This window comes from Herbaspirillum sp. BH-1 (genome assembly GCF_002870055.1).
Lineage (GTDB): Bacteria > Pseudomonadota > Gammaproteobacteria > Burkholderiales > Burkholderiaceae_D > Herbaspirillum > Herbaspirillum frisingense.
Window position 1 is genome coordinate 25,157 of the sequence record NZ_PKOI01000018.1, and the last position, 25,614, is coordinate 50,770.

Consider the following 25,614-nt stretch of genomic DNA (forward strand, 5'->3'; position numbering starts at 1 on the left):
CTTTCATATCCCGTGTTTTTCGAGCCGACCCGCCCATGACTGCACCCGCCGCTTCCTGGCACCAATACCTGAACCGGCGCATGCTGATCTGCGTCTTCCTCGGCTTCACTTCCGGCCTTCCGCTGTTCATTCTGTTGAGCCTGCTGCAGGCGTGGCTGGCCAAGTCCGGTCTGAACGTGAAGACCCTCGGGTTGTTCGCGCTGGTGATGTTTCCCTACACCTGGAAGTTCGTCTGGTCGCCGCTGATGGACCGCTTCCACTTCGGTGGCATGGGCCGGCGACGCGGGTGGATGGTGTTCACGCAGCTGCTGCTGTTCCTCGCCATCGGCGGCATGGGCATGCTGGACCCGCTGACTGATGTCAGCACGATCGCCTTCATGGCCTCGGTGGTGGCCTTCCTCTCGGCCAGCCAGGACATCGCCATCGACGCCTACCGGCGTGAAATCCTGCCCGAGGCTGAACTGGGCCTGGGCAGCGCCATCCACGTCAACGCCTACAAGCTCTCCGGCATGGTGCCCGGCGCTCTCTCGCTGGTGCTGGCCGACCAGATGCCGTGGTCCACCGTGTTCTGGATCACCGCCGCCTTCATGCTGCCGGGGCTGCTCTGCTCGCTGCTGGTGAAGGAGCCCAAGGTCTATGGGACGCCGCCCAAGAGCCTCTACGAAGCCGTGGTGCTGCCTTTCCGCGAATTCATCGCCCGTGGCGGCTGGGGCAATGCGCTCTGGGTGCTGGGCTTCATCTTCCTCTACAAGCTGGGCGACAGCATGGCCACGGCGCTGGCCACCAAGTTCTACATCGATCTGGGCTTCTCGATGACCGAGATCGGCGTCGTTTCCAAGACCACCAGTCTGTGGGCCAGCGTGGCCGGCGGCATCATCGGTGGCATCTGGATGGTGCGGCTGGGCATCAATCGTGGTCTGTGGGTGTTTGGCGTGCTGCAGGCGGTACCTATCCTGGGCTTTGCCTGGCTGGCCCATGTCGGCGCCAGCCTGCCGTTGCTGGCGGTGGTGATCGGACTGGAGGCCTTCGGCGTCGGCCTGGGCACCACCGCCTTCGTTGCCTACATCATGCGCGAGACCGATCCACGCTATACCGCCACCCAGTTTGCGCTGTTCACCAGTTTGATGGCCGTCCCTCGGACTTTCGTCAATTCTTCGGTTGGTTATATCGTCGCCGACACCGGCTGGTTAAATTTTTTTCTGATTTGCTTCGTTCTGGCCTTGCCTGGAATGCTGATGTTGCCTAGAATTGCGCCCTGGAATGAAAAGCCGGTTGAGTCGCAGACACAAAAAGCCTGAAGATTCGAAAAAACGTCGCGGGTCGTTCCTCTGAGCAATATCCGGCAGTCGATCAAATATTTCGCCCTGAAGCAAAAATATAGTTGACAGTCCAGAGATGTTCCTCTATAGTTTTGAGTTCCCTGCACGGAGAGGTGGCCGAGTGGTTAATGGCAGCAGACTGTAAATCTGCCCTCTTACGAGTACGCTGGTTCGAATCCAGCCCTCTCCACCATTAGGCCGGGAGTCAAAGCAGTCCTGCAGTACATACGCGATCGAAAGACGCGGCGGTTGTGAAGTGAAAGTTGTTTCCTCGCGGGTGTAGCTCAATGGTAGAGCTGAAGCCTTCCAAGCTTAAGACGAGGGTTCGATTCCCTTCACCCGCTCCAAGTTTTGGTCCGGTTGCATGTTTGGTTGTTGTGCAGTCGGAAAAATGCCCTTGTAGCTCAGTGGTAGAGCACTCCCTTGGTAAGGGAGAGGCCACGTGTTCAATCCACGTCAAGGGCACCAGTTTCTCGTCGTATCGCTGACAAGTCAGTAATCAGTCGGGCGTGTTGCCTGGACATTCTCATCAAATCTAGGAGTCTAAGATGGCAAAAGGCAAGTTTGAACGGACCAAGCCGCACGTGAACGTCGGCACCATCGGTCACGTTGACCACGGCAAGACCACCCTGACCGCTGCAATCGCAACCGTTCTGTCGAAGAAGTTCGGCGGCGAAGCGAAGGCATACGACCAGATCGACGCAGCGCCTGAAGAAAAGGCCCGCGGCATCACCATCAACACCGCGCACGTCGAATACGAAACCGCCAACCGTCACTACGCCCACGTTGACTGCCCAGGCCACGCTGACTATGTGAAGAACATGATCACCGGCGCTGCGCAGATGGACGGCGCGATCCTGGTGTGCTCGGCCGCTGACGGCCCGATGCCCCAGACCCGTGAACACATCCTGCTGTCCCGTCAGGTCGGCGTTCCTTACATCATCGTCTTCCTGAACAAGGCTGACATGGTGGACGACGAAGAACTGCTGGAACTGGTGGAAATGGAAGTCCGCGAACTGCTGTCGAAGTACGAGTTCCCTGGCGACGACCTGCCCATCGTGAAGGGTTCGGCCAAGCTGGCGCTGGAAGGCGACACCGGTCCCCTGGGCGAGCAAGCGATCATGGCCCTGGCTGAAGCGCTGGACACCTACATCCCGACCCCGGAACGTGCTGTTGACGGTACCTTCCTGATGCCGGTGGAAGACGTGTTCTCGATCTCTGGCCGTGGCACCGTGGTGACCGGTCGCGTTGAGCGCGGCATCGTCAAGGTCGGCGAAGAAATCGAAATCGTCGGTATCGCCGACACCCAGAAGACCACCTGCACCGGCGTGGAAATGTTCCGCAAGCTGCTGGACCAAGGTCAAGCTGGCGACAACGTTGGCGTTCTGCTGCGCGGTACCAAGCGTGAAGACGTGCAACGTGGCCAGGTTCTGGCCAAGCCGGGTTCGATCAAGCCGCACAAGCACTTCACCGGCGAGATCTATGTTCTGTCGAAGGACGAAGGCGGCCGTCACACCCCGTTCTTCAACAACTACCGTCCGCAGTTCTACTTCCGTACCACCGACGTGACCGGTGCGATCGAACTGCCGAAGGACAAGGAAATGGTCATGCCGGGCGACAACGTGTCGATCACCGTGCAACTGATCAACCCGATCGCCATGGAAGAAGGTCTGCGTTTCGCTATCCGTGAAGGCGGTCGTACCGTCGGCGCCGGCGTCGTCGCCAAGATCTTCGACTAAGATCAAGCTGTAAAACACTTTGCCGCGGTGCGTAACGTATCGCGGCATTCGTGTCTCAATCGCGAGTTTTTGTAGGGGCGTAGCTCAATTGGCAGAGCGTCGGTCTCCAAAACCGAAGGTTGGGGGTTCGATGCCCTCCGCCCCTGCCACCGAATCTGGTGCAGGGTACTGAAAGTAAATATGTCTAGCCAGCCAGTTCAAACCGTCAACACCTCCAACGACAAGATCAAGATCGCACTGGCGATCGTGGCTGTGGTTGCAGGCGTGGTCGGTTTTTTTGTGTTGTCTGATCAGTCGACTCCGGTGCGTGCTGTCGCCCTGGTCGCCGGTCTGCTGGTGGCTGTGGCGTTTGCCTGGACCTCTGCACAAGGCCGCGGCTTTGTCGGTTTCGCCAAGGAATCCGTCCGCGAAACCAAGAAAGTCGTCTGGCCCACCCGCAAGGAAGCCATGCAGATCACTGCGGTGGTGTTTGCCTTCGTGCTGGTCATGGCCATCTTCCTGTGGGGTACGGACAAGTTGCTCGAGTTCCTGTTGTACGACGTAATTTTGGGCTGGAAATAACATGAGCGATAGCACGCAAGACAGCGCACCGATTGGTGCGCAAAGCGTTTCAGGCGCCGGAAATAAGCGCTGGTACGTGGTGCATGCGTATTCCGGCATGGAAAAGAGCGTGCAGCGCGCGCTGACCGAGCGCATCAACCGCGCCGGCATGCAAGAACAGTTCGGCCAGATCCTGGTGCCGACTGAAGAAGTCGTTGATATGAAGAATGGTCACAAGTCGGTGACCGAGCGTCGTTTCTTCCCGGGCTATGTCCTGGTCGAGATGGAAATGACGGACGAAACCTGGCACCTGGTGAAGAACACCGCCAAAGTGACCGGTTTCATCGGCGGCAAGTCGAATCGTCCGACCCCGCTGCCCCAGCGCGAAGTGGATTCGCTGCTCCGCCAGATGCAGGAAGGCGTTGAGAAGCCCCGTCCAAAGGTGCTCTACGAAGTGGGCGAAATGGTCCGCATCAAGGAAGGCCCGTTCACCGATTTCAACGGCAACGTCGAGGAAGTGAACTACGAGAAATCGCGCGTGCGCGTCTCGGTGACCATCTTCGGTCGCGCCACCCCGGTCGAACTCGAGTTCGGCCAACTGGAAAAAGTCTGATCCCGCTCCGGAATCCCGCCTTTCCCTGTCAAGTTTTCAGCGCCCGCTGGAGCGCACCGGACAAGTCATCGTCTGCCAATCCAGCAATCCGAGGAGCCCAAGTAGAAAGCCGCAAGGCCAACGAATCGGCGCTACAACTCAATCAATAAGGAGCCGTCATGGCAAAGAAGATTATTGGTTTTATCAAGCTGCAAGTGCCAGCTGGTAAAGCAAACCCGTCCCCCCCGATCGGCCCTGCGCTGGGTCAGCGTGGCCTGAACATCATGGAATTCTGCAAGGCGTTCAACGCCCAGACCCAAGGTGTTGAGCCGGGTCTGCCGATTCCGGTCGTGATCACCGCCTTCGCGGACAAGTCCTTCACCTTCGTGATGAAGACCCCGCCGGCGACCATCCTGATCAAGAAGGCTGCCGGTATCCAGAAGGGTTCCGCCAAGCCGCATACCGACAAGGTCGGCTCGATCACCCGCAAGCAAGCGGAAGAGATCGCAACCCAGAAGAAGCCGGACCTGACCGCTGCTGATCTGGAAGCTGCAGTGCGTACCATCGCTGGTTCCGCACGTTCGATGGGCATCACGGTGGAGGGTCTGTAATGGCTAAGGTATCCAAGCGCGTCAAGGCAATGAAGGAAAAGGTCGATCGTACCAAGGCCTATCCGTTCGACAACGCCGTTTCCCTGATCAAGGAATTCGCAACCGCGAAGTTCAATGAATCGATCGACGTCTCCGTCCAGCTGGGCGTGGACGCCAAGAAGTCGGACCAGGTCGTTCGTGGTTCGGTGGTGCTGCCTGCCGGTACCGGCAAGACCGTTCGCGTGGCCGTGTTCGCCTCCGGCGACAAGGCTGAAGCTGCCAAGGCAGCTGGCGCTGACGTGGTCGGCATGGAAGACCTGGCAGAGCGCGTGAAGGCCGGCGACATGCCGTTCGACATCGTCATCGCTTCGCCCGACACCATGCGTATCGTCGGTACCCTGGGCCAGATCCTGGGTCCCCGCGGCCTGATGCCTAACCCGAAGGTTGGCACCGTGACCCCTGACGTCGCTACCGCTGTCAAGAACGCCAAGGCTGGTCAGGTGCAATACCGTACCGACAAGTCCGGCATCATCCACGCTACCATCGGCCGCAAGTCGTTCTCCGACGCCGATCTGAAGGCCAACCTGCTGGCCCTGATCGATGCCCTGAACAAGGCCAAGCCGGCCAGCAGCAAGGGTGTGTACCTGCGCAAGATCGCTCTGTCGTCCACCATGGGCGCTGGCGTTCGCGTGGACCAGGCTTCCCTGGCTGCCTAAGCAAGCAATATAGTCCCCGTTTCCTCACGGAAGCGGGGCATCTCTTTGGGCTGTCGTTATTGTCTCGATAATGACGGCAGGCCTTCAAAGACCGTTGGGCGGAAGCCGGTAGCAACAAGCCGGTCAAAGTTAAAAAGGCTGTACGAAAGTTCAGTTGACCCAACGCAGATGGTGAACCCGAGCAAGTTTTGTGGTCTCAGGCAGCATTTTCAGTTTTGCCCTATGCTGCAGTGAACTCCTAAACGTCGGACGCCGTGTTCGAACCGGTGCAAGGCAAGCAGGCAGTGGCCTGTGTGGTGGCCCAGCACTATTTTTGGAGGTTGATCTTGAGTCTCAATCTGAATGACAAGAAGGCCGTCGTCGCCGAAGTTTCCGCAAAGGTTGCAACTGCGCAAACGATCGTCGTGGCCGAATACCGTGGCATCCAGGTTGGTTCCTTGACGCAACTGCGCGCACAAGCGCGTGCCCAAGGCGTGTACCTGCGCGTGTTGAAAAACACGCTGGCTCGTCGCGCTGTCGAAGGCACGAAGTTTGCCGACCTCGCCCCGCAACTGACCGGTCCGCTGATCTACTCGATCTCGGAAGATGCCGTGGCCGCTGCCAAAGTCCTGTCGGACTTTGCCAAGACCAACGACAAGCTGGTTGTGAAGGCAGGTAACTACGAAGGCAAGCAGCTGGACAAGGCTGCTGTTGCTTCGCTGGCAAACATCCCGTCTCGCGAAGTTCTGCTGGCCCAGGTCCTGGGCATGATGCAGGCTCCGGTGTCGGGCTTTGCGCGCGCTCTGGCTGCTCTGGCAGCCAAGAAGGAAGCCGAAGCCGCATGATGCACGGCCGCCCTTGGCGGCCCCGCTCTGTTGTTTCGACGCTTTCGCGTCATTACCAATCTGATGTTATTACCGAAATAAATTTAGGAGTTTCAAATGGCAATTAGCAAAGAAGACATCCTGGAAGCCGTTGGCGCGCTGTCCGTGATGGAACTGAATGACCTGGTCAAGGCATTCGAAGAGAAGTTTGGTGTTTCCGCTGCCGCTATGGCTGCTCCGGCCGCCGGTGGCGCTGCTGGTGGCGCTGCTGCTGCTGAAGAACAGACCGAATTCACCGTTGTGCTGGCTGAAGTCGGCGCCAACAAGGTCGGCGTCATCAAGGCCGTCCGTGAAATCACCGGCCTGGGTCTGAAGGAAGCCAAGGATCTGGTTGACGGTGCACCGAAGCCGGTCAAGGAAGGCATCGCCAAGGCTGACGCTGAAGCTGCCAAGAAGAAGCTGGAAGAAGCTGGCGCCAAGGCCGAACTGAAGTAATTCTCTTGCCTACCAAGGCGAGTCATTACTCCGGAGTCAAAGTGCAGAATCCCTTGAAAAAGGGATTCGGCTTTGGCTCCTTTGTCGTTTCTTATTTTTGCTGGTGGAATTGATGCGCCGCAGTGTTCGTTGTCGGGAATATTAAGCGCGATCGCAGCAAAAAACTAGGGTAGACATTTGAAGATTTGAGTGCCGATAACCCGGACCTGCTTGACCGGCAAGTCGCGCGGTTTGATCGAATCTTGAACTCTCTATCCTTCCTGTCACTCACGGAGTGTCCATGCACTACTCATTTACTGAGAAGAAGCGCATTCGCAAGTCCTTCGCGAAACGCGCAAACGTCCACAACGTTCCGTTCCTGCTCGCGACTCAGATCGAGTCGTATCAGAATTTCCTGCAACCCGAACGCATCGCATCGGAACGCAAGAACGAAGGCCTGCAATCGGCTTTCACCTCGATTTTCCCCATCGTGTCGCACAATGGTTTTGCGCGTCTCGAATTCCTGTCGTATGTGCTGGGCGCTCCGCCGTTTGATGTCAAAGAGTGCCAACAACGTGGCCTGACCTTCGCGTCCCCGCTGCGTGCCAAGGTGCGCCTGGTGATCCTGGACAAGGAGTCGCCCACCAAGCCGGTCGTCAAGGAAATGAAGGAACAGGAAGTCTACATGGGCGAACTGCCCCTGATGACCACCACCGGTTCCTTCGTCATCAACGGCACCGAGCGCGTGATCGTGTCCCAGCTGCACCGCTCCCCGGGCGTGTTCTTCGAACACGACCGCGGCAAGACGCACTCGTCGGGCAAGCTGCTCTTCTCGGCCCGTATCATTCCTTACCGTGGCTCCTGGCTGGACTTCGAATTCGATCCGAAGGACATCCTGTTCTTCCGCGTCGACCGCCGCCGCAAGATGCCGGTGACGATCCTGCTGAAGGCCATCGGCATGACCTCCGAGCAGATCCTGGCGAACTTCTTCGTCTTCGACAACTTCAACCTGCACGCCGAAGGCGCGGACATGGAGTTCGTCTCCGAGCGCCTGCGCGGTGAAGTCGCACGTTTCGACATCACCGACAAGTCGGGCAAGGTGATGGTCGCCAAGGACAAGCGCATCAACGCCAAGCACGTGCGTGACATCGAAGCCGCCGGCATCAAGCACATCTCCGTGCCTGAAGACTATCTGCTGGGCCGCGTCCTGGCCAAGAACATCGTCGATCCGGACACCGGCGAAGTGGTCGCCAGCGCCAACGACGAGCTGACCGAAGACCTGCTGGCCAAGCTGCGCGAAGCCAACATCTCGGCCATCCAGACCCTGTACACCAACGACCTGGACCAGGGCGGCTACATCTCGCAGACCCTGCGCACCGACGACACCGCCGACCAGACCGCCGCACGCGTGGCGATCTATCGCATGATGCGTCCTGGCGAACCGCCGACCGAAGAGTCCGTGGAAGCCCTGTTCAACGGCCTGTTCTACAGCGAAGACCGCTACGACCTGTCGGCCGTGGGCCGCATGAAGTTCAACCGTCGCGTCGGTCGCGACGAGCTGACCGGCACCATGACCCTGTCCAATGACGACATCCTGGCCGTCATCAAGATCCTGGTCGAACTGCGTAACGGCCGTGGCGAAGTCGATGACATCGACCACCTGGGTAACCGTCGCGTGCGTTGCGTGGGCGAACTGGCCGAGAACCAGTTCCGTGCCGGCCTGGTGCGCGTGGAGCGCGCCGTCAAGGAGCGTCTGGGTCAAGCCGAAGCCGACAACCTGATGCCGCACGACCTGATCAACTCCAAGCCGATCTCGGCTGCCATCCGTGAGTTCTTCGGTTCCTCGCAGCTGTCGCAGTTCATGGACCAGACCAACCCGCTGTCGGAAATCACGCACAAGCGTCGCGTTTCCGCCCTGGGCCCTGGCGGTCTGACCCGTGAACGTGCCGGCTTCGAAGTGCGCGACGTGCACCCGACCCACTACGGCCGCGTCTGCCCGATCGAAACGCCTGAAGGCCCGAACATCGGCCTGATCAACTCGCTGGCGCTGTACGCCCGCCTGAACGAATACGGCTTCCTGGAAACCCCGTACCGCAAGGTCGAGGGCAGCAAGGTCACCAACCAGATCGACTACCTGTCGGCCATCGAAGAAGGTCGTTACGTGATCGCCCAGGCGAACGCGACCATCGACGGCGCAGGCAAGCTGTCCGACGAACTGGTGTCGGCCCGTGAAGCCGGCGAAACCATCCTGGTCTCGCCCGAGCGCGTGCAGTACATGGACGTGGCCCCGGGCCAGGTGGTGTCGGTGGCAGCCTCGCTGATTCCGTTCCTGGAACACGATGACGCGAACCGTGCACTGATGGGCGCCAACATGCAGCGCCAGGCCGTGCCTTGCCTGCGCCCGGAAAAGCCGCTGGTCGGCACCGGCATCGAGCGTACCGTGGCGGTTGACTCCGGTACCACCGTGCAAGCCCTGCGTGGCGGCGTGGTGGACTACGTCGATGCAGGCCGTGTGGTGATCCGCGTCAACGACGACGAGGCGCAAGCCGGCGAAGTCGGTGTGGACATCTACAACCTGATCAAGTACACCCGTTCCAACCAGAACACCAACATCAACCAGCGTCCGATCGTCAAGATCGGTGACCGCGTCGCCAAGCACGACGTGATCGCCGACGGCGCATCGACCGACATGGGCGAGCTGGCACTGGGCCAGAACATGCTGGTGGCCTTCATGCCCTGGAACGGCTACAACTTCGAAGACTCGATCCTGATCTCCGAAAAGGTCGTGGCCGATGACCGCTACACCTCGATCCACATCGAGGAACTGTCGGTGGTCGCCCGTGACACCAAGCTGGGCGCTGAAGAAATCACCCGCGACATCTCCAACCTGGCCGAGAACCAGCTGGCACGTCTGGATGAATCGGGCATCGTCTACATCGGCGCTGAAGTCGAAGCCGGCGACACCCTGGTCGGTAAGGTCACCCCGAAGGGCGAGACCCAGCTGACCCCGGAAGAGAAGCTGCTGCGCGCGATCTTCGGCGAGAAGGCTTCCGACGTGAAGGACACCTCTCTGCGCGTGCCCTCGGGCATGGTCGGCACCGTCATCGACGTGCAGGTGTTCACCCGCGAAGGCATCCAGCGCGACAAGCGCGCCCAGCAGATCATCGACGATGAACTCAAGCGCTATCGCCTGGACCTGAACGACCAGCTGCGTATCGTGGAAGGCGATGCCTTCCAGCGTCTGGAACGCCTGCTGATCGGCAAGGTCGCCAATGGCGGCCCGAAGAAGCTGGTCAAGGGCACCAAGCTGGACAAGGCCTACCTGGACGATCTGGACAAGTTCCACTGGTTCGACATCCGTCCGGCCGACGATGACATCGCCAACGCCCTGGAAGCCATCAAGGAATCCATCGCCGAGAAGCGTCACCAGTTCGACCTGGCCTTCGAAGAGAAGCGCAAGAAGCTGACCCAGGGCGACGAACTGCCGCCGGGCGTGCAGAAGATGGTCAAGGTCTACCTGGCTGTGAAGCGTCGCCTGCAGCCTGGCGACAAGATGGCCGGTCGTCACGGTAACAAGGGTGTGGTTTCCCGCATCCTGCCGATCGAAGACATGCCGCACATGGCCGACGGTACCCCCGCCGACATCGTGCTGAACCCGCTGGGCGTGCCTTCGCGTATGAACGTCGGTCAGGTGTTGGAAGTTCACCTGGGTTGGGCCGCCAAGGGCCTGGGCCTGCGTCTGGGCGAAATGGTGCAGGCACAGGCCAAGATCGCCGAACTGCGCAAGTTCCTGACCACCATCTACAACGAATCCGGCAAGCAGGAAGAGCTGGACAAGTTCAGCGACGAGGAAATCGTCGAGTTGGTGGAAAACCTGAAGAAGGGCGTGCCCTTCGCGACCCCGGTGTTCGACGGTGCGCACGAGGACGAAACCCGCCGCATGCTGGACCTGGCCTACCCGGATCCGATCGCCAAGCAGCTGGGCATGACCCCGTCCAAGAACCAGGTCACCATGTATGACGGCCGTACCGGTGAAGCCTTCGAGCGTACTGTGACGGTGGGATACATGCACTACCTGAAGCTGCACCACCTGGTCGACGACAAGATGCACGCACGTTCCACCGGCCCGTACTCGCTGGTGACCCAGCAACCGCTGGGCGGCAAGGCACAGTTCGGCGGCCAGCGTTTCGGCGAAATGGAAGTGTGGGCACTGGAAGCCTATGGCGCCTCCTACGTCCTGCAGGAAATGCTGACCGTCAAGTCCGACGACGTGAACGGCCGTACCAAGGTCTACGAGAACCTGGTCAAGGGCGATCACGTGATCGACGCCGGCATGCCGGAATCCTTCAACGTGTTGGTGAAGGAAATCCGCTCGCTGGGTATCGACATCGACCTGGAACGCGAATGATGTAAAGGGGTGCGCGGCGCAGGCTGCGCACCCCGCCGGTCTTTCCGGCGAAGCGAGAATTCAGTATCAGCGAATCACGAGATTCAAGAGAAGTACGGCAGTAAGCTGGGGAGGTCTGTCCCGGTATCGAGCGGCACCACGAAACAGCGCTTTCGTTGGCTCTCCCGCCGATGCGAACAGGGTTAAGCAGGGTGAACCGGCCACACGTAAATTTAGTTTTTTCACGCCAACCTGGAGTGATACATGAAAGCACTGCTCGATCTATTCAAGCAAGTCCAGCAAAACGAACAATTCGACGCGATCAAGATCGGTCTGGCCTCGCCTGACAAGATCCGCTCGTGGTCCTTCGGCGAAGTCAAGAAGCCGGAAACCATCAACTACCGTACCTTCAAGCCCGAGCGCGATGGCCTGTTCTGCGCCAAGATCTTTGGCCCCATCAAGGACTACGAGTGCCTGTGCGGCAAGTACAAGCGCCTGAAGCACCGCGGCGTGATCTGCGAGAAGTGCGGCGTGGAAGTGACCCTGGCCAAGGTGCGCCGTGAGCGCATGGGCCACATCGAGCTGGCTTCCCCCACTGCCCACATCTGGTTCCTGAAGTCGCTGCCCTCCCGTCTGGGCATGGTGCTGGACATGACCCTGCGCGACATCGAGCGCGTGCTGTACTTCGAAGCCTACGTCGTGACCGATCCCGGCATGACCCCGCTGAAGAAGTGCCAGATCATGTCCGAAGACGACTACGCCGCCAAGTACGAAGAGTACGGTGACGACTTCATCGCCTTCATGGGCGCCGAAGGTATCCGCGAACTGCTGCGCTCGATCGACATCGACCGCGAAGCGGAAACCCTGCGCCAGGAACTGAAGGACTCCAAGTCCGAAGCCAAGATCAAGAAGTACGCCAAGCGCCTGAAGGTGTTGGAGGCGTTCCAGCGCTCGGGCATCAAGCCTGAGTGGATGATCATGGAAGTGCTGCCCGTGCTGCCGCCGGAACTGCGTCCGCTGGTGCCGCTGGATGGCGGCCGCTTCGCGACCTCCGACCTGAACGACCTGTACCGCCGCGTCATCAACCGCAACAACCGTCTGAAGCGATTGATGGAGCTGCGCGCACCTGAAATCATCACGCGCAACGAAAAGCGCATGCTGCAGGAAGCGGTTGACTCGCTGCTGGACAACGGTCGTCGCGGCAAGGCCATGACCGGCGCCAACAAGCGCCCGCTGAAGTCGCTGGCCGAAATGATCAAGGGCAAGGGCGGTCGTTTCCGTCAGAACCTGCTGGGCAAGCGCGTGGACTACTCGGGCCGTTCGGTCATCGTGGTGGGTCCGCAGCTGAAGCTGCACCAGTGCGGCCTGCCCAAGCTGATGGCCCTGGAACTGTTCAAGCCCTTCATCTTCAACAAGCTGGAACTGATGGGTCTGTCGACCACCATCAAGGCTGCCAAGAAGCTGGTGGAAGCACAGGAACCGGTGGTCTGGGACATCCTGGAAGAAGTCATCCGCGAACACCCGGTCATGCTGAACCGTGCGCCGACCCTGCACCGTCTGGGCATCCAGGCGTTCGAGCCGGTCCTGATCGAAGGCAAGGCGATCCAGCTGCACCCGCTGGTCTGCGCGGCGTTCAACGCCGACTTCGACGGCGACCAGATGGCCGTCCACGTTCCGCTGTCGATCGAAGCGCAGATGGAAGCCCGCACCCTGATGCTGGCCTCCAACAACATCCTGTTCCCGTCCAACGGCGAACCGTCCATCGTGCCGTCCCAGGATATCGTGCTGGGTCTGTACTATGCCACCCGTGAAGCCATCAACGGCAAGAACGAAGGCATGATGTTCCAGGACGTCTCGGAAGTGATCCGCGCCTACGACAACAAGGAAGTCGAGCTGGCGACCCGTATCACGGTGCGTATCGTCGAACATCCGAAGGACCCGGTCACCGGCGAATTCGTGCGTACCGTCAAGCGCTACGAGACCACCATCGGTCGCGCCATCCTCTCCGAGATCCTGCCCAAGGGCCTGCCGTTCTCGGTGCTGAACCGCGCGCTGAAGAAGAAGGAAATCTCCAAGCTCATCAACACGTCCTTCCGCAAGTGCGGTCTGCGTGCCACCGTCGTGTTTGCCGACCAGCTGATGCAGTCGGGCTTCCGCCTGGCGACCCGCGCCGGTATCTCGATCTGCGTGGACGACATGCTGGTGCCGCCGCAAAAGGCTACCCTGATCGCCGCTGCCGAGTCCGAAGTCAAGCAGATCGAGCAGCAGTACTCCTCCGGTCTGGTGACCGCGGGCGAGCGCTACAACAAGGTCGTGGACATCTGGGGCAAGGCCGGTGACGAAGTCGGCAAGGCCATGATGGACCAGCTGAAGGTGGAAGACGTCGTCACGCGCGAAGGCAAGAAGACCACCCAGGAGTCCTTCAATGCGATCTACATGATGGCCGACTCCGGCGCCCGTGGTTCGGCCGCCCAGATCCGCCAGCTGGCTGGTATGCGCGGCCTGATGGCCAAGCCTGACGGCTCCATCATCGAGACGCCGATTACCGCGAACTTCCGCGAAGGCCTGAACGTGTTGCAGTACTTCATCTCGACGCACGGCGCCCGTAAGGGTCTGGCCGACACCGCGCTGAAGACCGCCAACTCCGGTTACCTGACCCGTCGTCTGGTGGACGTGACCCAGGATCTGGTCGTGATCGAAGACGATTGCGGCACCTCCAACGGTTCGGCCATGAAGGCCCTGGTCGAAGGCGGTGAAGTCATCGAAGCCCTGCGCGACCGTATCCTGGGCCGCGTGGCAGCGACCGACATCGTCAATCCGGAAGATCAAGCCACCCTGTTCGAAGCCGGCACCCTGCTGGATGAAGACAAGGTCGAAGAGATCGAACGCATGGGCATCGACGAAGTCAAGGTCCGCACCCCGCTGACCTGCGACACCCGTTATGGTCTGTGCGCCAAGTGCTACGGCCGCGACCTGGGCCGTGGCCTGCTGGTCAACTCCGGCGAAGCCGTCGGCGTGGTGGCAGCGCAGTCCATCGGTGAGCCGGGTACCCAGCTGACCATGCGTACCTTCCACATCGGTGGTGCGGCGTCGCGTGCAGCAGTGGCCTCCTCGGTGGAAGCCAAGTCCAACGGTACCGTGCGCTTCACCGCCACGATGCGTTATGTGACCAATGGCAAGGGTGAACAGATCGTCATTTCCCGTTCCGGCGAAGTGTTGATTACCGACGACCTGGGTCGTGAGCGCGAGCGTCACAAAGTGCCGTACGGCGCCACCCTGATCGTCAAGGATGGCATGACCATCAAGGCTGGTACCGCACTGGCGACCTGGGATCCGCTGACCCGTCCTATCATCACCGAGTACTCCGGTACCGTGAAGTTCGAGAACGTGGAAGAAGGCTCCACCGTGGCCAAGCAGATCGACGAAGTCACCGGTCTGTCGACCCTGGTGGTCATCGATGCGAAGCGTCGTGGTCCGTCCTCCAAGGTCATGCGTCCGCAGGTCAAGCTGTTGAACGAACAGGGCGAAGAAGTGAAGATCGCCGGCACCGAACACTCGGTGACCATCGGCTTCCAGGTCGGCGCACTGATCACTGTCAAGGACGGTCAGCAGGTGCATGTGGGTGAAGTGCTGGCCCGTATCCCGACCGAATCGCAGAAGACCCGTGACATTACCGGTGGTCTGCCGCGCGTGGCCGAACTGTTCGAAGCACGTTCGCCCAAGGATGCCGGCATGCTGGCCGAAGTCACTGGTACCGTTGCTTTCGGCAAGGAAACCAAGGGCAAGCAGCGTCTGGAAATCACCGACATGGAAGGCACCAAGCACGAGTTCCTGATCACCAAGGACAAGCAGGTGCTGGTGCACGATGGCCAGGTGGTGAACAAGGGCGAAATGATCGTGGACGGTCCGGCCGACCCGCAGGACATCCTGCGTCTGCTGGGTATCGAAGCGCTGGCCCGTTACATCGTCGACGAAGTGCAGGACGTGTACCGTCTGCAGGGCGTGAAGATCAACGACAAGCACATCGAAGTGATCGTGCGCCAGATGCTGCGCCGCGTGCAAGTGGTGGAGCCGGGCGACACCAACTACATCACCGGTGAGCAGGTCGAGCGCTCCGAACTGCTGGACGAAAACGACCGCGTGAACGCCGAAGGCAAGATCCCGGCGACCTACGAAAACGTGCTGCTGGGTATTACCAAGGCATCGCTGTCGACCGACTCCTTCATCTCGGCCGCATCGTTCCAGGAAACCACCCGCGTGCTGACCGAAGCCGCGATCATGGGCAAGAAGGACGGCTTGCGCGGTCTGAAGGAAAACGTCATCGTCGGCCGCCTGATCCCGGCGGGTACCGGCCTGGCCTTCCACCGCGCCCGCAAGGAAAAGGATGCATGGGAAGCCGAAGAGCGTGCAGCACTGCTCGAAGCCGAACGTGCCTCCCGCTCCGAGTTCGGCGACGAGGAAGTCTCCTCGGCCGAATCCTTCGGCGGTGTCGAAGGCGAAGCGTAAGCATCGCTGGCAAGGCATCATGGGGCGGCCAGCTGGCCTGGCCGCCCCGGCAAGACAACAAGCTGCAAGAGAGAACGGCACCGGAAGCAATTCCGGTGCCGTTTTTTCGTTCATGGGGGGTATTTGTCGGGGTATCACTACCTTCATATCCCTACTGGCGGTAGGCCTTGCTGCTTGCGGCATTGCCAAGGATGAGTGAATCTTTTATCATCTCTAGATAATAATGATTCTCATCTGATTCCCGTCGCGTGGAATCAAACTTCATATTGATGACGGCCTGCGCCCGCAGGCCGTTTTTATCCAAGAGGTAGCCAGCCAGCGCTAGTAACCGAACCAGACCAAGGGGTGGTTACCAGTGTTTCCAAGCAAATCGAAGTGTGCAGCGGCCGTGTTCCTGGCGCTGCAGCAGTGGCTGTGTGCGAGTGCCTTTGCGCAATCGGCCGATTCCAATACCCAAGCCAGTCCCGCTCGCCTGCCCGCGAGTGAGTCCATCACCTTGGCGCAAGCCAGCGGCAAGAAACTGCAGGACGTGGTGGTGACGGCCAATCGCTCCGGCAGCAGTGACCTCGATCACGCGGCCGCTACCGTCTCCGTCATTACCTCTGAGGAGATCGAGGAGCACAATGCCAAGGACATCAAAGATGCCTTGCGCTATGAGCCGGGCGTGGAGGTACGGCGCTCGGTGTATCGCATGTCCGGCATCACGGGGGCGACTGCCACCACCGGGCGTGGCGGCAATGAGGGCATCACGATCCGAGGCCTTGATGGCAATCGTGTGCTGCTGCTGGAGGATGGCATCGTCATGCCGCGCGCTTTCAGCCAGGGCGTGGCCAGCGTGGGGCGGGGCGCGACCACTGATACCGAACTGTATCGCCGCATCGAAGTGCTGCGCGGGCCGGCCTCTTCGCTCTACGGCAGCGATGGCCTCACCGGCGCGGTCAACTTCATCACCAAGGACCCATCTGACTTGCTGGACGTTTATGGCAAGTCCAGCTATTTCTCCTTCAAGCCTTCCTACGACTCGGCCGACAAGAGCTTTGGCGCGACCGCCAGCGCGGCCTGGGGCAACGAGCAGTGGCAGGGCATGTTGATCCTCAATGCGCGCCACGGCAACGAGAGTGACAACAAGGGGACCAATGATGTGCGCGGCAGTGCCCGCACCACGCCTGACCCGATGAGCTACACCAATCGCTCCGCGCTGGGCAAGCTGGTCTTCAAGCCCAATGGCATCGACACCTTCAAGCTCACCCTGCAGGCCACCGAAGAGCGCGAGAGCGGCGACAGTCTCTCCGCGATCGGCAACGGCGTGACCGCCTACAGTACGAGCAGCAAGTCCACCGGACAGCGCGCCACGCTGGTCTACGAACGCAACGATGCGGATCAGCCGTGGATACAGAAATTCAAGGCCAGCCTCACTTATCGCAATGCCGACACTGACCAGTTCACCAATGAAGCGGGGACCAGCACGACGACGATCGTGCGGCCCCGTTTCCGTGCAGTTTCCTACAGCGACCAGATGATCAGCGGCAGCCTGCTGGCCGAGAGCAACTTCGGCTCCGACCGCTGGCGGCACAAGTTGGTCTATGGGTTGGACCTGAGCCTGTCCACCTTGCAGACCAGTGCCGACGGCACCGGCTGGACCAGTTGTACCGGCACGCAGTATTGCCAATACTTCCCCAAGACCGAGAGCACCCAGCTCGGGGCCTATGTGCAGGATGAGATGCGCACCGGCGGGCTGACCACCATCGCCGGCCTGCGGCTGGACAGCTATGAACTCAAGCCCAAGGCCAGCGCCAAGTACGATGCCCAGGCCATCGCCAACGGACAGCCCGCAGTGAGCAGCCGCGACAGTGCCTTCTCGCCGCGCCTGGCTTTCCTCTATGAAGTCACGCCGGCTTTCATCCCCTACATCCAATATGCGCGCGGCTTCCGTTCGCCCTCGCCGCAGGAGATCAATTCCTTCTTCAACAACACCGTCTATCGCCAGATCTCCAATCCCGATCTGAAACCGGAGACCAGCAACACGGTCGAAGTCGGCCTGCGCGGCAAGCTGGCGGCCGGGGCCGGAGCACTGCGCTACAGCGCGGCGGCGTACAAAGGCAATTACCGCAACTTCATCGATCTGGTGACCGTACGCGGCAACCTCACGGTGGCCAACCCGACCATCTTCCAGTACCGCAATGCAGCCAAGGCCGAGATCCACGGGCTGGAAGGGCGGATCGATTACGCGCTCGACAATGGCTTCACGGTCAAGGGCGGGTTCGCATGGACCAAGGGAACCACCACTGCCAATGGCGTCGAGCAGGGACTGGAATCCGTGGCCCCGCTGTCGGTGGTGACGGGCCTGCGCTATGAGCGTCCCCAGCAGTGGTTCGTACAGAGCGACCTGGTCTACAACGCGGCCAAGAAGAAGGAAGATATTCCGACGGCTACCAACTTCGTCTCGCCTTCCTTCTTCGTGATGGATCTGTCGGGCGGCTATCACCTCACCCGCAACATGACCGTCACCGTCGGCATCCGCAACCTGTTCGATCGCAAGTACTGGAGCTGGACCGACATCCGGGGGCTGTCGCTGGCTGACAGCGCAGTCAACAAGGATGCCTACACCGAGCCCGGTCGCAGCTTCAACGTCAGCCTGAAGATCGAATACTGAATCATCCGCACGTATGAAAGGAATTTCCATGAACCGACCTAGGCAAACCACCCGTCTGCATACTTTGGGCTTGCTGCTGGCCGCGACGCTGGCCGCAGCCGGCTGTGCCAATACGGCGCCCACGCTGGCCCAACGCTGGTCCCAGCTGCACCAGGCGCAGCCCAAGCTGCATCCGCGCGATGCCGCCCGCCAACTGGGCGTGTCCGAAGCCCAACTGCTGGCGGCCGGCACCACCTGGCAGGCCAAGCGGCTGGGGGCCGATGCCAAGGACATCCAGGCGCTCTACGAGCATCTCCCCGAACTGGGGCGGATCAAGGCCATCACCCGCAATGACGATGTGGTGCTGGAACGTGCTGGCGAGGTGGCGCCGATACGCCGCGACGAGCAGGGCAGGGTGGTGCCGGGCACCGGCCTGGCGGGCGGCGCCATCGACCTGCGCTTTGGCGCTGCGCAGTGGGGCAGCGCGTTCGCCGTGGTCCAGCCAGGGCGGGACGGCAAGACCAGCCGCAGCCTGCAGTTCTTCGATCGCCATGGGCAGGCGGTACACAAGATCTATCTCGACAATGACCAGCATGTCGCCGACTTCGAGCGGCTGGTCGGCCAGTTCCGCTTGCCCGACCAGCGGGCCGCGCTGCAGGTGGAGCCCTTGCCGGCGTCTGCCCCCGGCGTGCGCGGCAACCCCTCCTCGGCCGATATCGCCGAACTGCGCCAGTCGTGGCAGGAACTGACCGACGTACACCAGTTCCCGCGCCTGTTGCGGGAACTGAAGCTGAGCCGCGAACAGGCGCTGGAGCTGATCGGTAGTCAATCCGCCTGGCGCATCGGACCGCAAGCCCTGCAGCTGCTCATCGAGGATGCCAAGTCGCGGCACCAGCCGATCATGGTGTTCGTCAGCAATGGTGGCATGACGCAGATCTACAGTGGCCTCATCGACAAGACTGCGATCAAGGGGGAGTGGTACAACGCATCGGCTGCCGACTTCGAGCTGCATGTCCGCAGCGGCGCGATTCGTCATGGTTGGGTGGTACGTCGGCCTACCGACCATGGCATCGTCACCTCGGTGGAGTTCTACGATGCAGCCGGACGCCAACTGGTCAATTTCTTCTCGCGCCGGGACCGCGGCCAGCCAGAAACCGAACAATGGCGCCGCATGGTGGCAGACTTGCCCCGCACCTGATCGCGGCCTCTATTGCAAGTTGGAAAACATTGCCGTTTTGCCACTGTAAAACCGTGGTGAAATGGCCATAGACGGCCTGAAATCCGCGCCAAAGGCCGGTCCCGGTTGACCCGCTGGTATTTCAGGCATATACTCGCGAGTTCTCGAATTTAGGCTCTCCCGGGCTTATGCGTTCTTTGGTCTGAATCATCGCTTCTGCGACGCTGATCTCCCTTCCGGTCTTAAATCCGATACGCGCGTAGTCTTCGCGCAAGAGTTTCCTGTGTGGTTCCGGGCAACCGATTCCGGAACCTGTTTTCAATGTTGTACTTTGTTGGATTAAAACGATGCCAACCATCAATCAACTGATTAGCAAACCACGTGTCCGCGCGATCGTGAAGAGCAAATCGCCGGCGCTGGAAAACAGCCCGCAGAAGCGCGGTGTTTGCACCCGCGTCTACACCACCACCCCGAAGAAGCCGAACTCGGCGCTGCGTAAGGTGGCCAAGGTGCGTCTGACCAACGGTTTCGAAGTCATTTCGTACATCGGCGGTGAAGGCCACAACCTGCAAGAACACAGCGTCGTGCTGATCCGCGGCGGCCGTGTGAAGGACTTGCCGGGTGTGCGTTACCACATGGTTCGCGGTGCACTGGATACCCAGGGCGTCAAGGATCGTAAGCAAGCTCGCTCGAAGTACGGTGCCAAGCGCGCCAAGGCAGCGAAGAAGTAATAATTGGTGTTTATCATGACGCGCTGCGTCGTGTGAACAGACTCAGAGTCGGTCCAGGTCGGGCCGAGTAAGTGGAAGCCATGATGGCTCTCCGCGAGTGCAGGCGAAGTTGAAGCAGGGTTCGCCCACTCAACTGAAGATTGAAAGGAATCGAAATGCCACGTCGTCGTGAAGTCCCCAAGCGGGAAATTCTGCCGGATCCGAAGTTCGGCAACGTTGAAGTCGCCAAGTTTGTGAACGTGCTGATGCTGTCGGGCAAGAAGTCCGTCGCTGAAAACATCATCTACGGTGCCTTCGACTACATCCAGACCAAGTCGGGCAAGGACCCGCTGGAAGTGTTCTCCGCAGCCCTGAACAACTGCAAGCCGATGGTGGAAGTGAAGTCCCGCCGCGTCGGTGGCGCCAACTACCAGGTGCCCGTTGAAGTGCGTCCGGTGCGCCGTATGGCCCTGTCGATGCGCTGGCTGCGTGAAGCCGCCAACAAGCGCAGCGAAAAGTCGATGCCGCAGCGCCTGGGTGGTGAACTGATGGAAGCCGCCGAAGGCCGTGGCGGCGCCATGAAGCGTCGTGATGAAGTGCACCGCATGGCAGAAGCGAACAAGGCGTTCTCGCACTTCCGCTTCTAACAAAGACTGGGCCAGTGCCTCTCTATCCGGGAGTGCCCTGGTCTGCATCTTAAATTGGTTCGAGCCGAGCGTTTATTTGAAAAAAATGACGCTCGGTTTCGTGCATTAAAGACTTAGGAATAAATCATGGCTCGCAAGACCCCCATTGAGCGCTACCGCAACATCGGTATCTCCGCGCACATCGATGCTGGCAAAACCACCACGACCGAGCGCGTGCTGTTTTACACCGGTGTGAACCACAAGATCGGTGAAGTGCACGACGGCGCCGCCACCATGGACTGGATGGAGCAGGAACAAGAGCGTGGTATCACCATCACCTCCGCTGCGACCACCTGTTACTGGAAGGGCATGGCGAACAATTTCCCGGCCCACCACATCAACATCATCGACACCCCGGGTCACGTTGACTTCACCATCGAAGTCGAACGCTCGATGCGCGTGCTCGACGGCGCCTGCATGGTCTACTGCGCAGTCGGCGGCGTGCAGCCCCAGTCGGAAACCGTGTGGCGTCAGGCCAACAAGTACAAGGTCCCGCGTCTGGCCTTCGTCAACAAGATGGACCGTACCGGTGCCAACTTCTTCAAGGTCTACGACCAGATGCGCGCCCGCCTGAAGGCCAACCCGATCCCGATGCAAGTGCCTATCGGCGCCGAAGAAAACTTCGAAGGCGTGATCGATCTGGTCAAGATGCGCGCGATCTACTGGGACGACGCTTCCCAGGGCATGAAGTTCGACTACCGAGACATCCCCGAGCATCTGAAGGCTGACGCGCAGAAGTGGCGCGAAAACCTGGTCGAAACCGCTGCTGAAGCATCGGAAGACCTGATGAACAAGTACCTGGAAGAAGGCGACCTGACCGAAGCCGAAATCAAGGGCGCGATCCGTCAACGCACCATCTCCGGCGAAATCGTTCCGATGATGTGCGGCACCGCCTTCAAGAACAAGGGCGTGCAAGCCATGCTGGACGGCGTGATCGAGTACCTGCCGTCGCCGGTGGACATCCCCCCGGTTCCGGGCCTGAACGAAGACGACGAGCCGGTCGTGCGCGAAGCCAAGGACGACGAGAAGTTCTCCGCCCTGGCCTTCAAGATCGCTACCGACCCGTTCGTTGGTCAGCTGTGCTTCATCCGCTGCTACTCCGGTACCCTGAACTCGGGCGACACCGTGCTGAACTCGGTGAAGTCGAAGAAGGAACGTATCGGCCGTATCGTCCAGATGCACGCCAACCAGCGTGAAGAAATCAAGGAAATGATGGCCGGTGACATCGCCGCCGTCGTCGGCCTGAAGGACACCACCACCGGTGACACCCTGTGCGACGACAAGGCAATGGTCGTGCTGGAACGCATGGTCTTCCCGGAGCCGGTGATCTCGCAGGCTGTCGAGCCCAAGACCAAGGCCGACCAGGAAAAGATGGGCCTGGCCCTGAACCGCCTGGCTGCTGAAGATCCGTCCTTCCGCGTGCGTACCGACGAAGAATCGGGCCAGACCATCATCGCCGGTATGGGCGAGCTGCACCTGGACATCATCGTCGACCGCATGAAGCGTGAATTCAACGTTGAAGCCACCGTCGGCAAGCCGCAGGTGGCCTACCGCGAAACCATTCGCAAGACCTGCGAAGAGTCCGAAGGCAAGTTCGTCAAGCAGTCAGGTGGTCGTGGTCAATACGGTCACGTCGTGCTGAAGATCGAGCCGCAAGAAGCCGGCAAGGGCTTCGAGTTCGTCGACGCCATCAAGGGCGGTACCGTTCCTCGCGAATTCATCCCGGCCGTTGAAAAGGGTGTGCGTGAAACCCTGAACACCGGCGTGCTGGCTGGTTACCCGGTGGTTGACGTCAAGGTCACCCTGTTCTTCGGTTCGTACCACGATGTGGACTCGAACGAAAACGCCTTCCGTATGGCCGGTTCGATGGCCTTCAAGGACGGTTGCCGTCGCGCCAGCCCGGTCATCCTGGAACCGATGATGGCTGTCGAAGTGGAAACCCCGGAAGACTACGCCGGTACCGTGATGGGCGACCTGTCGTCCCGCCGCGGTATGGTGCAAGGCATGGATGAAATCGCCGGCGGCGGTGGCAAGATCATCAAGGCCGAAGTGCCTCTGTCGGAAATGTTCGGTTACTCGACCACGCTGCGTTCGGCCACTCAAGGTCGCGCAACCTACTCGATGGAATTCAAGCATTACTCCGAAGCGCCCAAGAACGTGATCGACGCAATCGTCACCTCCAAGGCCAAGTAAGTTGCAGCAAGGGCGGTCTCTTCCGTGTGGAAGGGATCGCCGGCTGGATCACCAGCCAATCATTGAATATTGAACATCGAACACATCGTTCTTTTGAAGGAAATTTAAAATGGCAAAAGGCAAGTTTGAACGGACCAAGCCGCACGTGAACGTCGGCACCATCGGTCACGTTGACCACGGCAAGACCACCCTGACCGCTGCAATCGCAACCGTTCTGTCGAAGAAGTTCGGCGGCGAAGCGAAGGCATACGACCAGATCGACGCAGCGCCTGAAGAAAAGGCCCGCGGCATCACCATCAACACCGCGCACGTCGAATACGAAACCGCCAACCGTCACTACGCCCACGTTGACTGCCCAGGCCACGCCGACTATGTGAAGAACATGATCACCGGCGCTGCGCAGATGGACGGCGCGATCCTGGTGTGCTCGGCCGCTGACGGCCCGATGCCCCAGACCCGTGAACACATCCTGCTGTCGCGTCAGGTCGGCGTTCCTTACATCATCGTCTTCCTGAACAAGGCTGACATGGTGGATGACGAAGAACTGCTGGAACTGGTGGAAATGGAAGTCCGTGAACTGCTGTCGAAGTACGAGTTCCCTGGCGACGACCTGCCCATCGTGAAGGGTTCGGCCAAGCTGGCGCTGGAAGGCGACACCGGTCCCCTGGGCGAGCAAGCGATCATGGCCCTGGCTGAAGCGCTGGACACCTACATCCCGACCCCGGAACGTGCTGTTGACGGTACCTTCCTGATGCCGGTGGAAGACGTGTTCTCGATCTCTGGCCGTGGCACCGTGGTGACCGGTCGCGTTGAGCGCGGTATCGTCAAGGTCGGCGAAGAAATCGAAATCGTCGGTATCGCTGACACCCAGAAGACCACCTGCACCGGCGTGGAAATGTTCCGCAAGCTGCTGGACCAAGGTCAGGCTGGCGACAACGTTGGCGTTCTGCTGCGCGGTACCAAGCGTGAAGACGTGCAACGTGGCCAGGTTCTGGCCAAGCCGGGTTCGATCAAGCCGCACAAGCACTTCACCGGCGAGATCTATGTTCTGTCGAAGGACGAAGGCGGCCGTCACACCCCGTTCTTCAACAACTACCGCCCGCAGTTCTACTTCCGTACCACTGACGTGACCGGTGCGATCGAACTGCCGAAGGACAAGGAAATGGTCATGCCGGGCGACAACGTGTCGATCACCGTGCAACTGATCAACCCGATCGCCATGGAAGAAGGTCTGCGTTTCGCTATCCGTGAAGGCGGTCGTACCGTCGGCGCCGGCGTCGTCGCCAAGATCTTCGACTAATCGTCGAATCGCAGTAGCAGCAAAGCAACAAGCAACACTAGTCGCATTTTTAACATCGCCGGGGATGATCCCCATCCCCGGTTCGTTCTTTAAAGGAAAATCATGTCGGTTCCTAGCCAAAAAATCCGTATCCGTCTGAAAGCTTTCGACTATCGTCTGATCGACCAGTCCGCACTGGAAATCGTTGACACCGCCAAGCGTACCGGCGCTGTCGTCAAGGGCCCGGTTCCCCTGCCGACCCGCATCCAGCGCTTCGACGTCCTGCGTTCGCCGCACGTCAACAAGACTTCCCGCGATCAGTTCGAAATCCGTACCCATCAGCGCCTGATGGATATCGTCGATCCGACCGACAAGACGGTTGACGCATTGATGAAGCTGGACCTGCCCGCTGGCGTTGATGTCGAAATCAAGCTGCAGTAATTGCAGTCATCAGCAGGTGTAGTGTTGGAAAAGCGCACAACCTCGGTTGTGCGCTTTTCTTTTAGGGGCTATAATACTCGGCTTCGATGTGGGTTTTGCGTCCGCAAAGCCTGCAATTTATGGTAGTACGAACATCAGCCCCGCCCAATCGCAGGCGGGAATGGAGAAAACAATGAGCCTGGGCCTTGTTGGTCGCAAGGTTGGTATGATGCGCATCTTCACGGAAGATGGGGATTCGATCCCTGTGACCGTGCTGGACGTGTCCAACAACCGCGTGACACAAATCAAAACGCCTGAAGTGGATGGTTATTCCGCTGTTCAGGTGACCTTCGGTCAACGCCGCGCTTCGCGCGTGGTGAAAGCCGCCGCCGGCCACTTCGCCAAAGCTGGCGTCGAGGCAGGTACTGTCCTCAAAGAATTCCGTGTTGACGCTTCCAAGGCTGCCGAACTGAAGGCAGGCGACGTCGTTGGCATCGGCATGTTTGAAGCTGGCCAGAAAGTCGACGTGCAAGGCGTGTCGATCGGTAAGGGCTACGCCGGTACCATCAAGCGTTACAACTTCTCGTCGGGTCGCGCGACCCACGGTAACTCCCGCTCGCACAACGTTCCTGGCTCCATCGGTATGGCGCAGGATCCGGGCCGCGTGTTCCCCGGCAAGCGCATGACCGGTCATCTGGGTGATGTCAAGACCACCGTCCAGAACCTGGAAATCGCCCGTGTGGACGCAGAGCGTCAATTGCTGTTGGTGAAGGGTGCCGTTCCCGGCGCCAAGAACGGTCAAGTGATCGTTTCGCCGGCAGTCAAAGTCAAAGCGAAGAAGGGGGCTTAAT

General features: G+C 60.1%; 18 protein-coding genes and 4 tRNA genes. All 22 read left to right on the forward strand.

The features are described 5' to 3' along the window. The first annotated feature begins 35 nt into the window (after window positions 1-35). The 22 genes from HBH1_RS19850 to rplC all read left to right on the forward strand — a co-directional run bounded on the left by HBH1_RS19850 (window position 36) and on the right by rplC (window position 25,613). The gene (locus tag HBH1_RS19850) at window positions 36-1,298 is read left to right on the forward strand and encodes an AmpG family muropeptide MFS transporter (RefSeq protein WP_102664099.1); all 1,263 of its coding nucleotides are present in this window, start codon (window positions 36-38) and stop codon (window positions 1,296-1,298) included. A 128-nt stretch (window positions 1,299-1,426) separates the two neighbouring features. Then, window positions 1,427-1,512, forward strand: a tRNA-Tyr gene (locus HBH1_RS19855). A gap of 80 nt (window positions 1,513-1,592) precedes the next feature. After that, window positions 1,593-1,666: transfer RNA gene (locus tag HBH1_RS19860), tRNA-Gly, on the forward strand. Window positions 1,667-1,712: 46 nt separating this feature from the next. After that, window positions 1,713-1,787 (forward strand) — tRNA-Thr (locus tag HBH1_RS19865). Between the two features lie 80 nt (window positions 1,788-1,867). After that, on the forward strand, window positions 1,868-3,058 hold the full coding sequence (tuf, locus tag HBH1_RS19870; RefSeq protein WP_077234960.1) for an elongation factor Tu: 1,191 nt from the start codon (window positions 1,868-1,870) through the stop codon (window positions 3,056-3,058). A 73-nt stretch (window positions 3,059-3,131) separates the two neighbouring features. After that, window positions 3,132-3,207: transfer RNA gene (locus HBH1_RS19875), tRNA-Trp, on the forward strand. Between the two features lie 31 nt (window positions 3,208-3,238). Continuing rightward, on the forward strand, window positions 3,239-3,619 hold the full coding sequence (secE, locus tag HBH1_RS19880; protein WP_006465500.1) for a preprotein translocase subunit SecE: 381 nt from the start codon (window positions 3,239-3,241) through the stop codon (window positions 3,617-3,619). Between the two features lies 1 nt (window position 3,620). Beyond that, entirely contained in the window at window positions 3,621-4,211 is a 591-nt protein-coding gene (gene nusG / locus HBH1_RS19885; RefSeq protein ID WP_006465499.1) for a transcription termination/antitermination protein NusG, read from the forward strand. Window positions 4,212-4,369: 158 nt separating this feature from the next. Continuing rightward, a complete protein-coding gene (rplK, locus tag HBH1_RS19890) occupies window positions 4,370-4,801 on the forward strand; it encodes a 50S ribosomal protein L11 (protein ID WP_006465498.1) in 432 nt (143 codons plus the stop codon). After that, on the forward strand, window positions 4,801-5,496 hold the full coding sequence (rplA, locus tag HBH1_RS19895) for a 50S ribosomal protein L1 (RefSeq protein ID WP_006465497.1): 696 nt from the start codon (window positions 4,801-4,803) through the stop codon (window positions 5,494-5,496). The genes rplK and rplA overlap by 1 nt, the downstream gene beginning before the upstream one ends. A gap of 326 nt (window positions 5,497-5,822) precedes the next feature. Next, window positions 5,823-6,320, forward strand: a complete 498-nt coding sequence (rplJ, locus tag HBH1_RS19900; protein WP_006465496.1) for a 50S ribosomal protein L10 — start codon at window positions 5,823-5,825, stop codon at window positions 6,318-6,320. A 96-nt stretch (window positions 6,321-6,416) separates the two neighbouring features. After that, on the forward strand, window positions 6,417-6,794 hold the full coding sequence (rplL, locus tag HBH1_RS19905) for a 50S ribosomal protein L7/L12 (protein ID WP_006465495.1): 378 nt from the start codon (window positions 6,417-6,419) through the stop codon (window positions 6,792-6,794). Between the two features lie 280 nt (window positions 6,795-7,074). Then, complete coding sequence (rpoB, locus tag HBH1_RS19910; protein WP_102664100.1) at window positions 7,075-11,181, forward strand: DNA-directed RNA polymerase subunit beta; 4,107 nt, start codon at window positions 7,075-7,077, stop codon at window positions 11,179-11,181. A 243-nt stretch (window positions 11,182-11,424) separates the two neighbouring features. Further along, a complete protein-coding gene (rpoC, locus tag HBH1_RS19915; RefSeq protein WP_006465493.1) occupies window positions 11,425-15,666 on the forward strand; it encodes a DNA-directed RNA polymerase subunit beta' in 4,242 nt (1,413 codons plus the stop codon). A 355-nt stretch (window positions 15,667-16,021) separates the two neighbouring features. Further along, entirely contained in the window at window positions 16,022-18,319 is a 2,298-nt protein-coding gene (locus HBH1_RS19920; protein WP_199181630.1) for a TonB-dependent hemoglobin/transferrin/lactoferrin family receptor, read from the forward strand. 28 nt (window positions 18,320-18,347) lie between these two features. Continuing rightward, window positions 18,348-19,496, forward strand: coding sequence for a hemin-degrading factor (locus tag HBH1_RS19925; protein ID WP_102664102.1), 1,149 nt, complete (start codon window positions 18,348-18,350; stop codon window positions 19,494-19,496). A 326-nt stretch (window positions 19,497-19,822) separates the two neighbouring features. Beyond that, window positions 19,823-20,206, forward strand: a complete 384-nt coding sequence (gene rpsL, locus HBH1_RS19930; RefSeq protein ID WP_006465490.1) for a 30S ribosomal protein S12 — start codon at window positions 19,823-19,825, stop codon at window positions 20,204-20,206. A 155-nt stretch (window positions 20,207-20,361) separates the two neighbouring features. Continuing rightward, window positions 20,362-20,832 (forward strand): 30S ribosomal protein S7, encoded by a 471-nt coding sequence (rpsG, locus tag HBH1_RS19935; protein ID WP_006465489.1) that lies wholly within the window; start codon window positions 20,362-20,364, stop codon window positions 20,830-20,832. A gap of 126 nt (window positions 20,833-20,958) precedes the next feature. Further along, complete coding sequence (gene fusA / locus HBH1_RS19940; RefSeq protein WP_006465488.1) at window positions 20,959-23,064, forward strand: elongation factor G; 2,106 nt, start codon at window positions 20,959-20,961, stop codon at window positions 23,062-23,064. 109 nt (window positions 23,065-23,173) lie between these two features. After that, entirely contained in the window at window positions 23,174-24,364 is a 1,191-nt protein-coding gene (tuf, locus tag HBH1_RS19945) for an elongation factor Tu (protein WP_077234960.1), read from the forward strand. Window positions 24,365-24,466: 102 nt separating this feature from the next. After that, the gene (rpsJ, locus tag HBH1_RS19950) at window positions 24,467-24,784 is read left to right on the forward strand and encodes a 30S ribosomal protein S10 (RefSeq protein WP_006464935.1); all 318 of its coding nucleotides are present in this window, start codon (window positions 24,467-24,469) and stop codon (window positions 24,782-24,784) included. A 160-nt stretch (window positions 24,785-24,944) separates the two neighbouring features. Then, window positions 24,945-25,613 (forward strand): 50S ribosomal protein L3, encoded by a 669-nt coding sequence (rplC, locus tag HBH1_RS19955; protein WP_013232185.1) that lies wholly within the window; start codon window positions 24,945-24,947, stop codon window positions 25,611-25,613. Window position 25,614 lies beyond the last annotated feature (1 nt).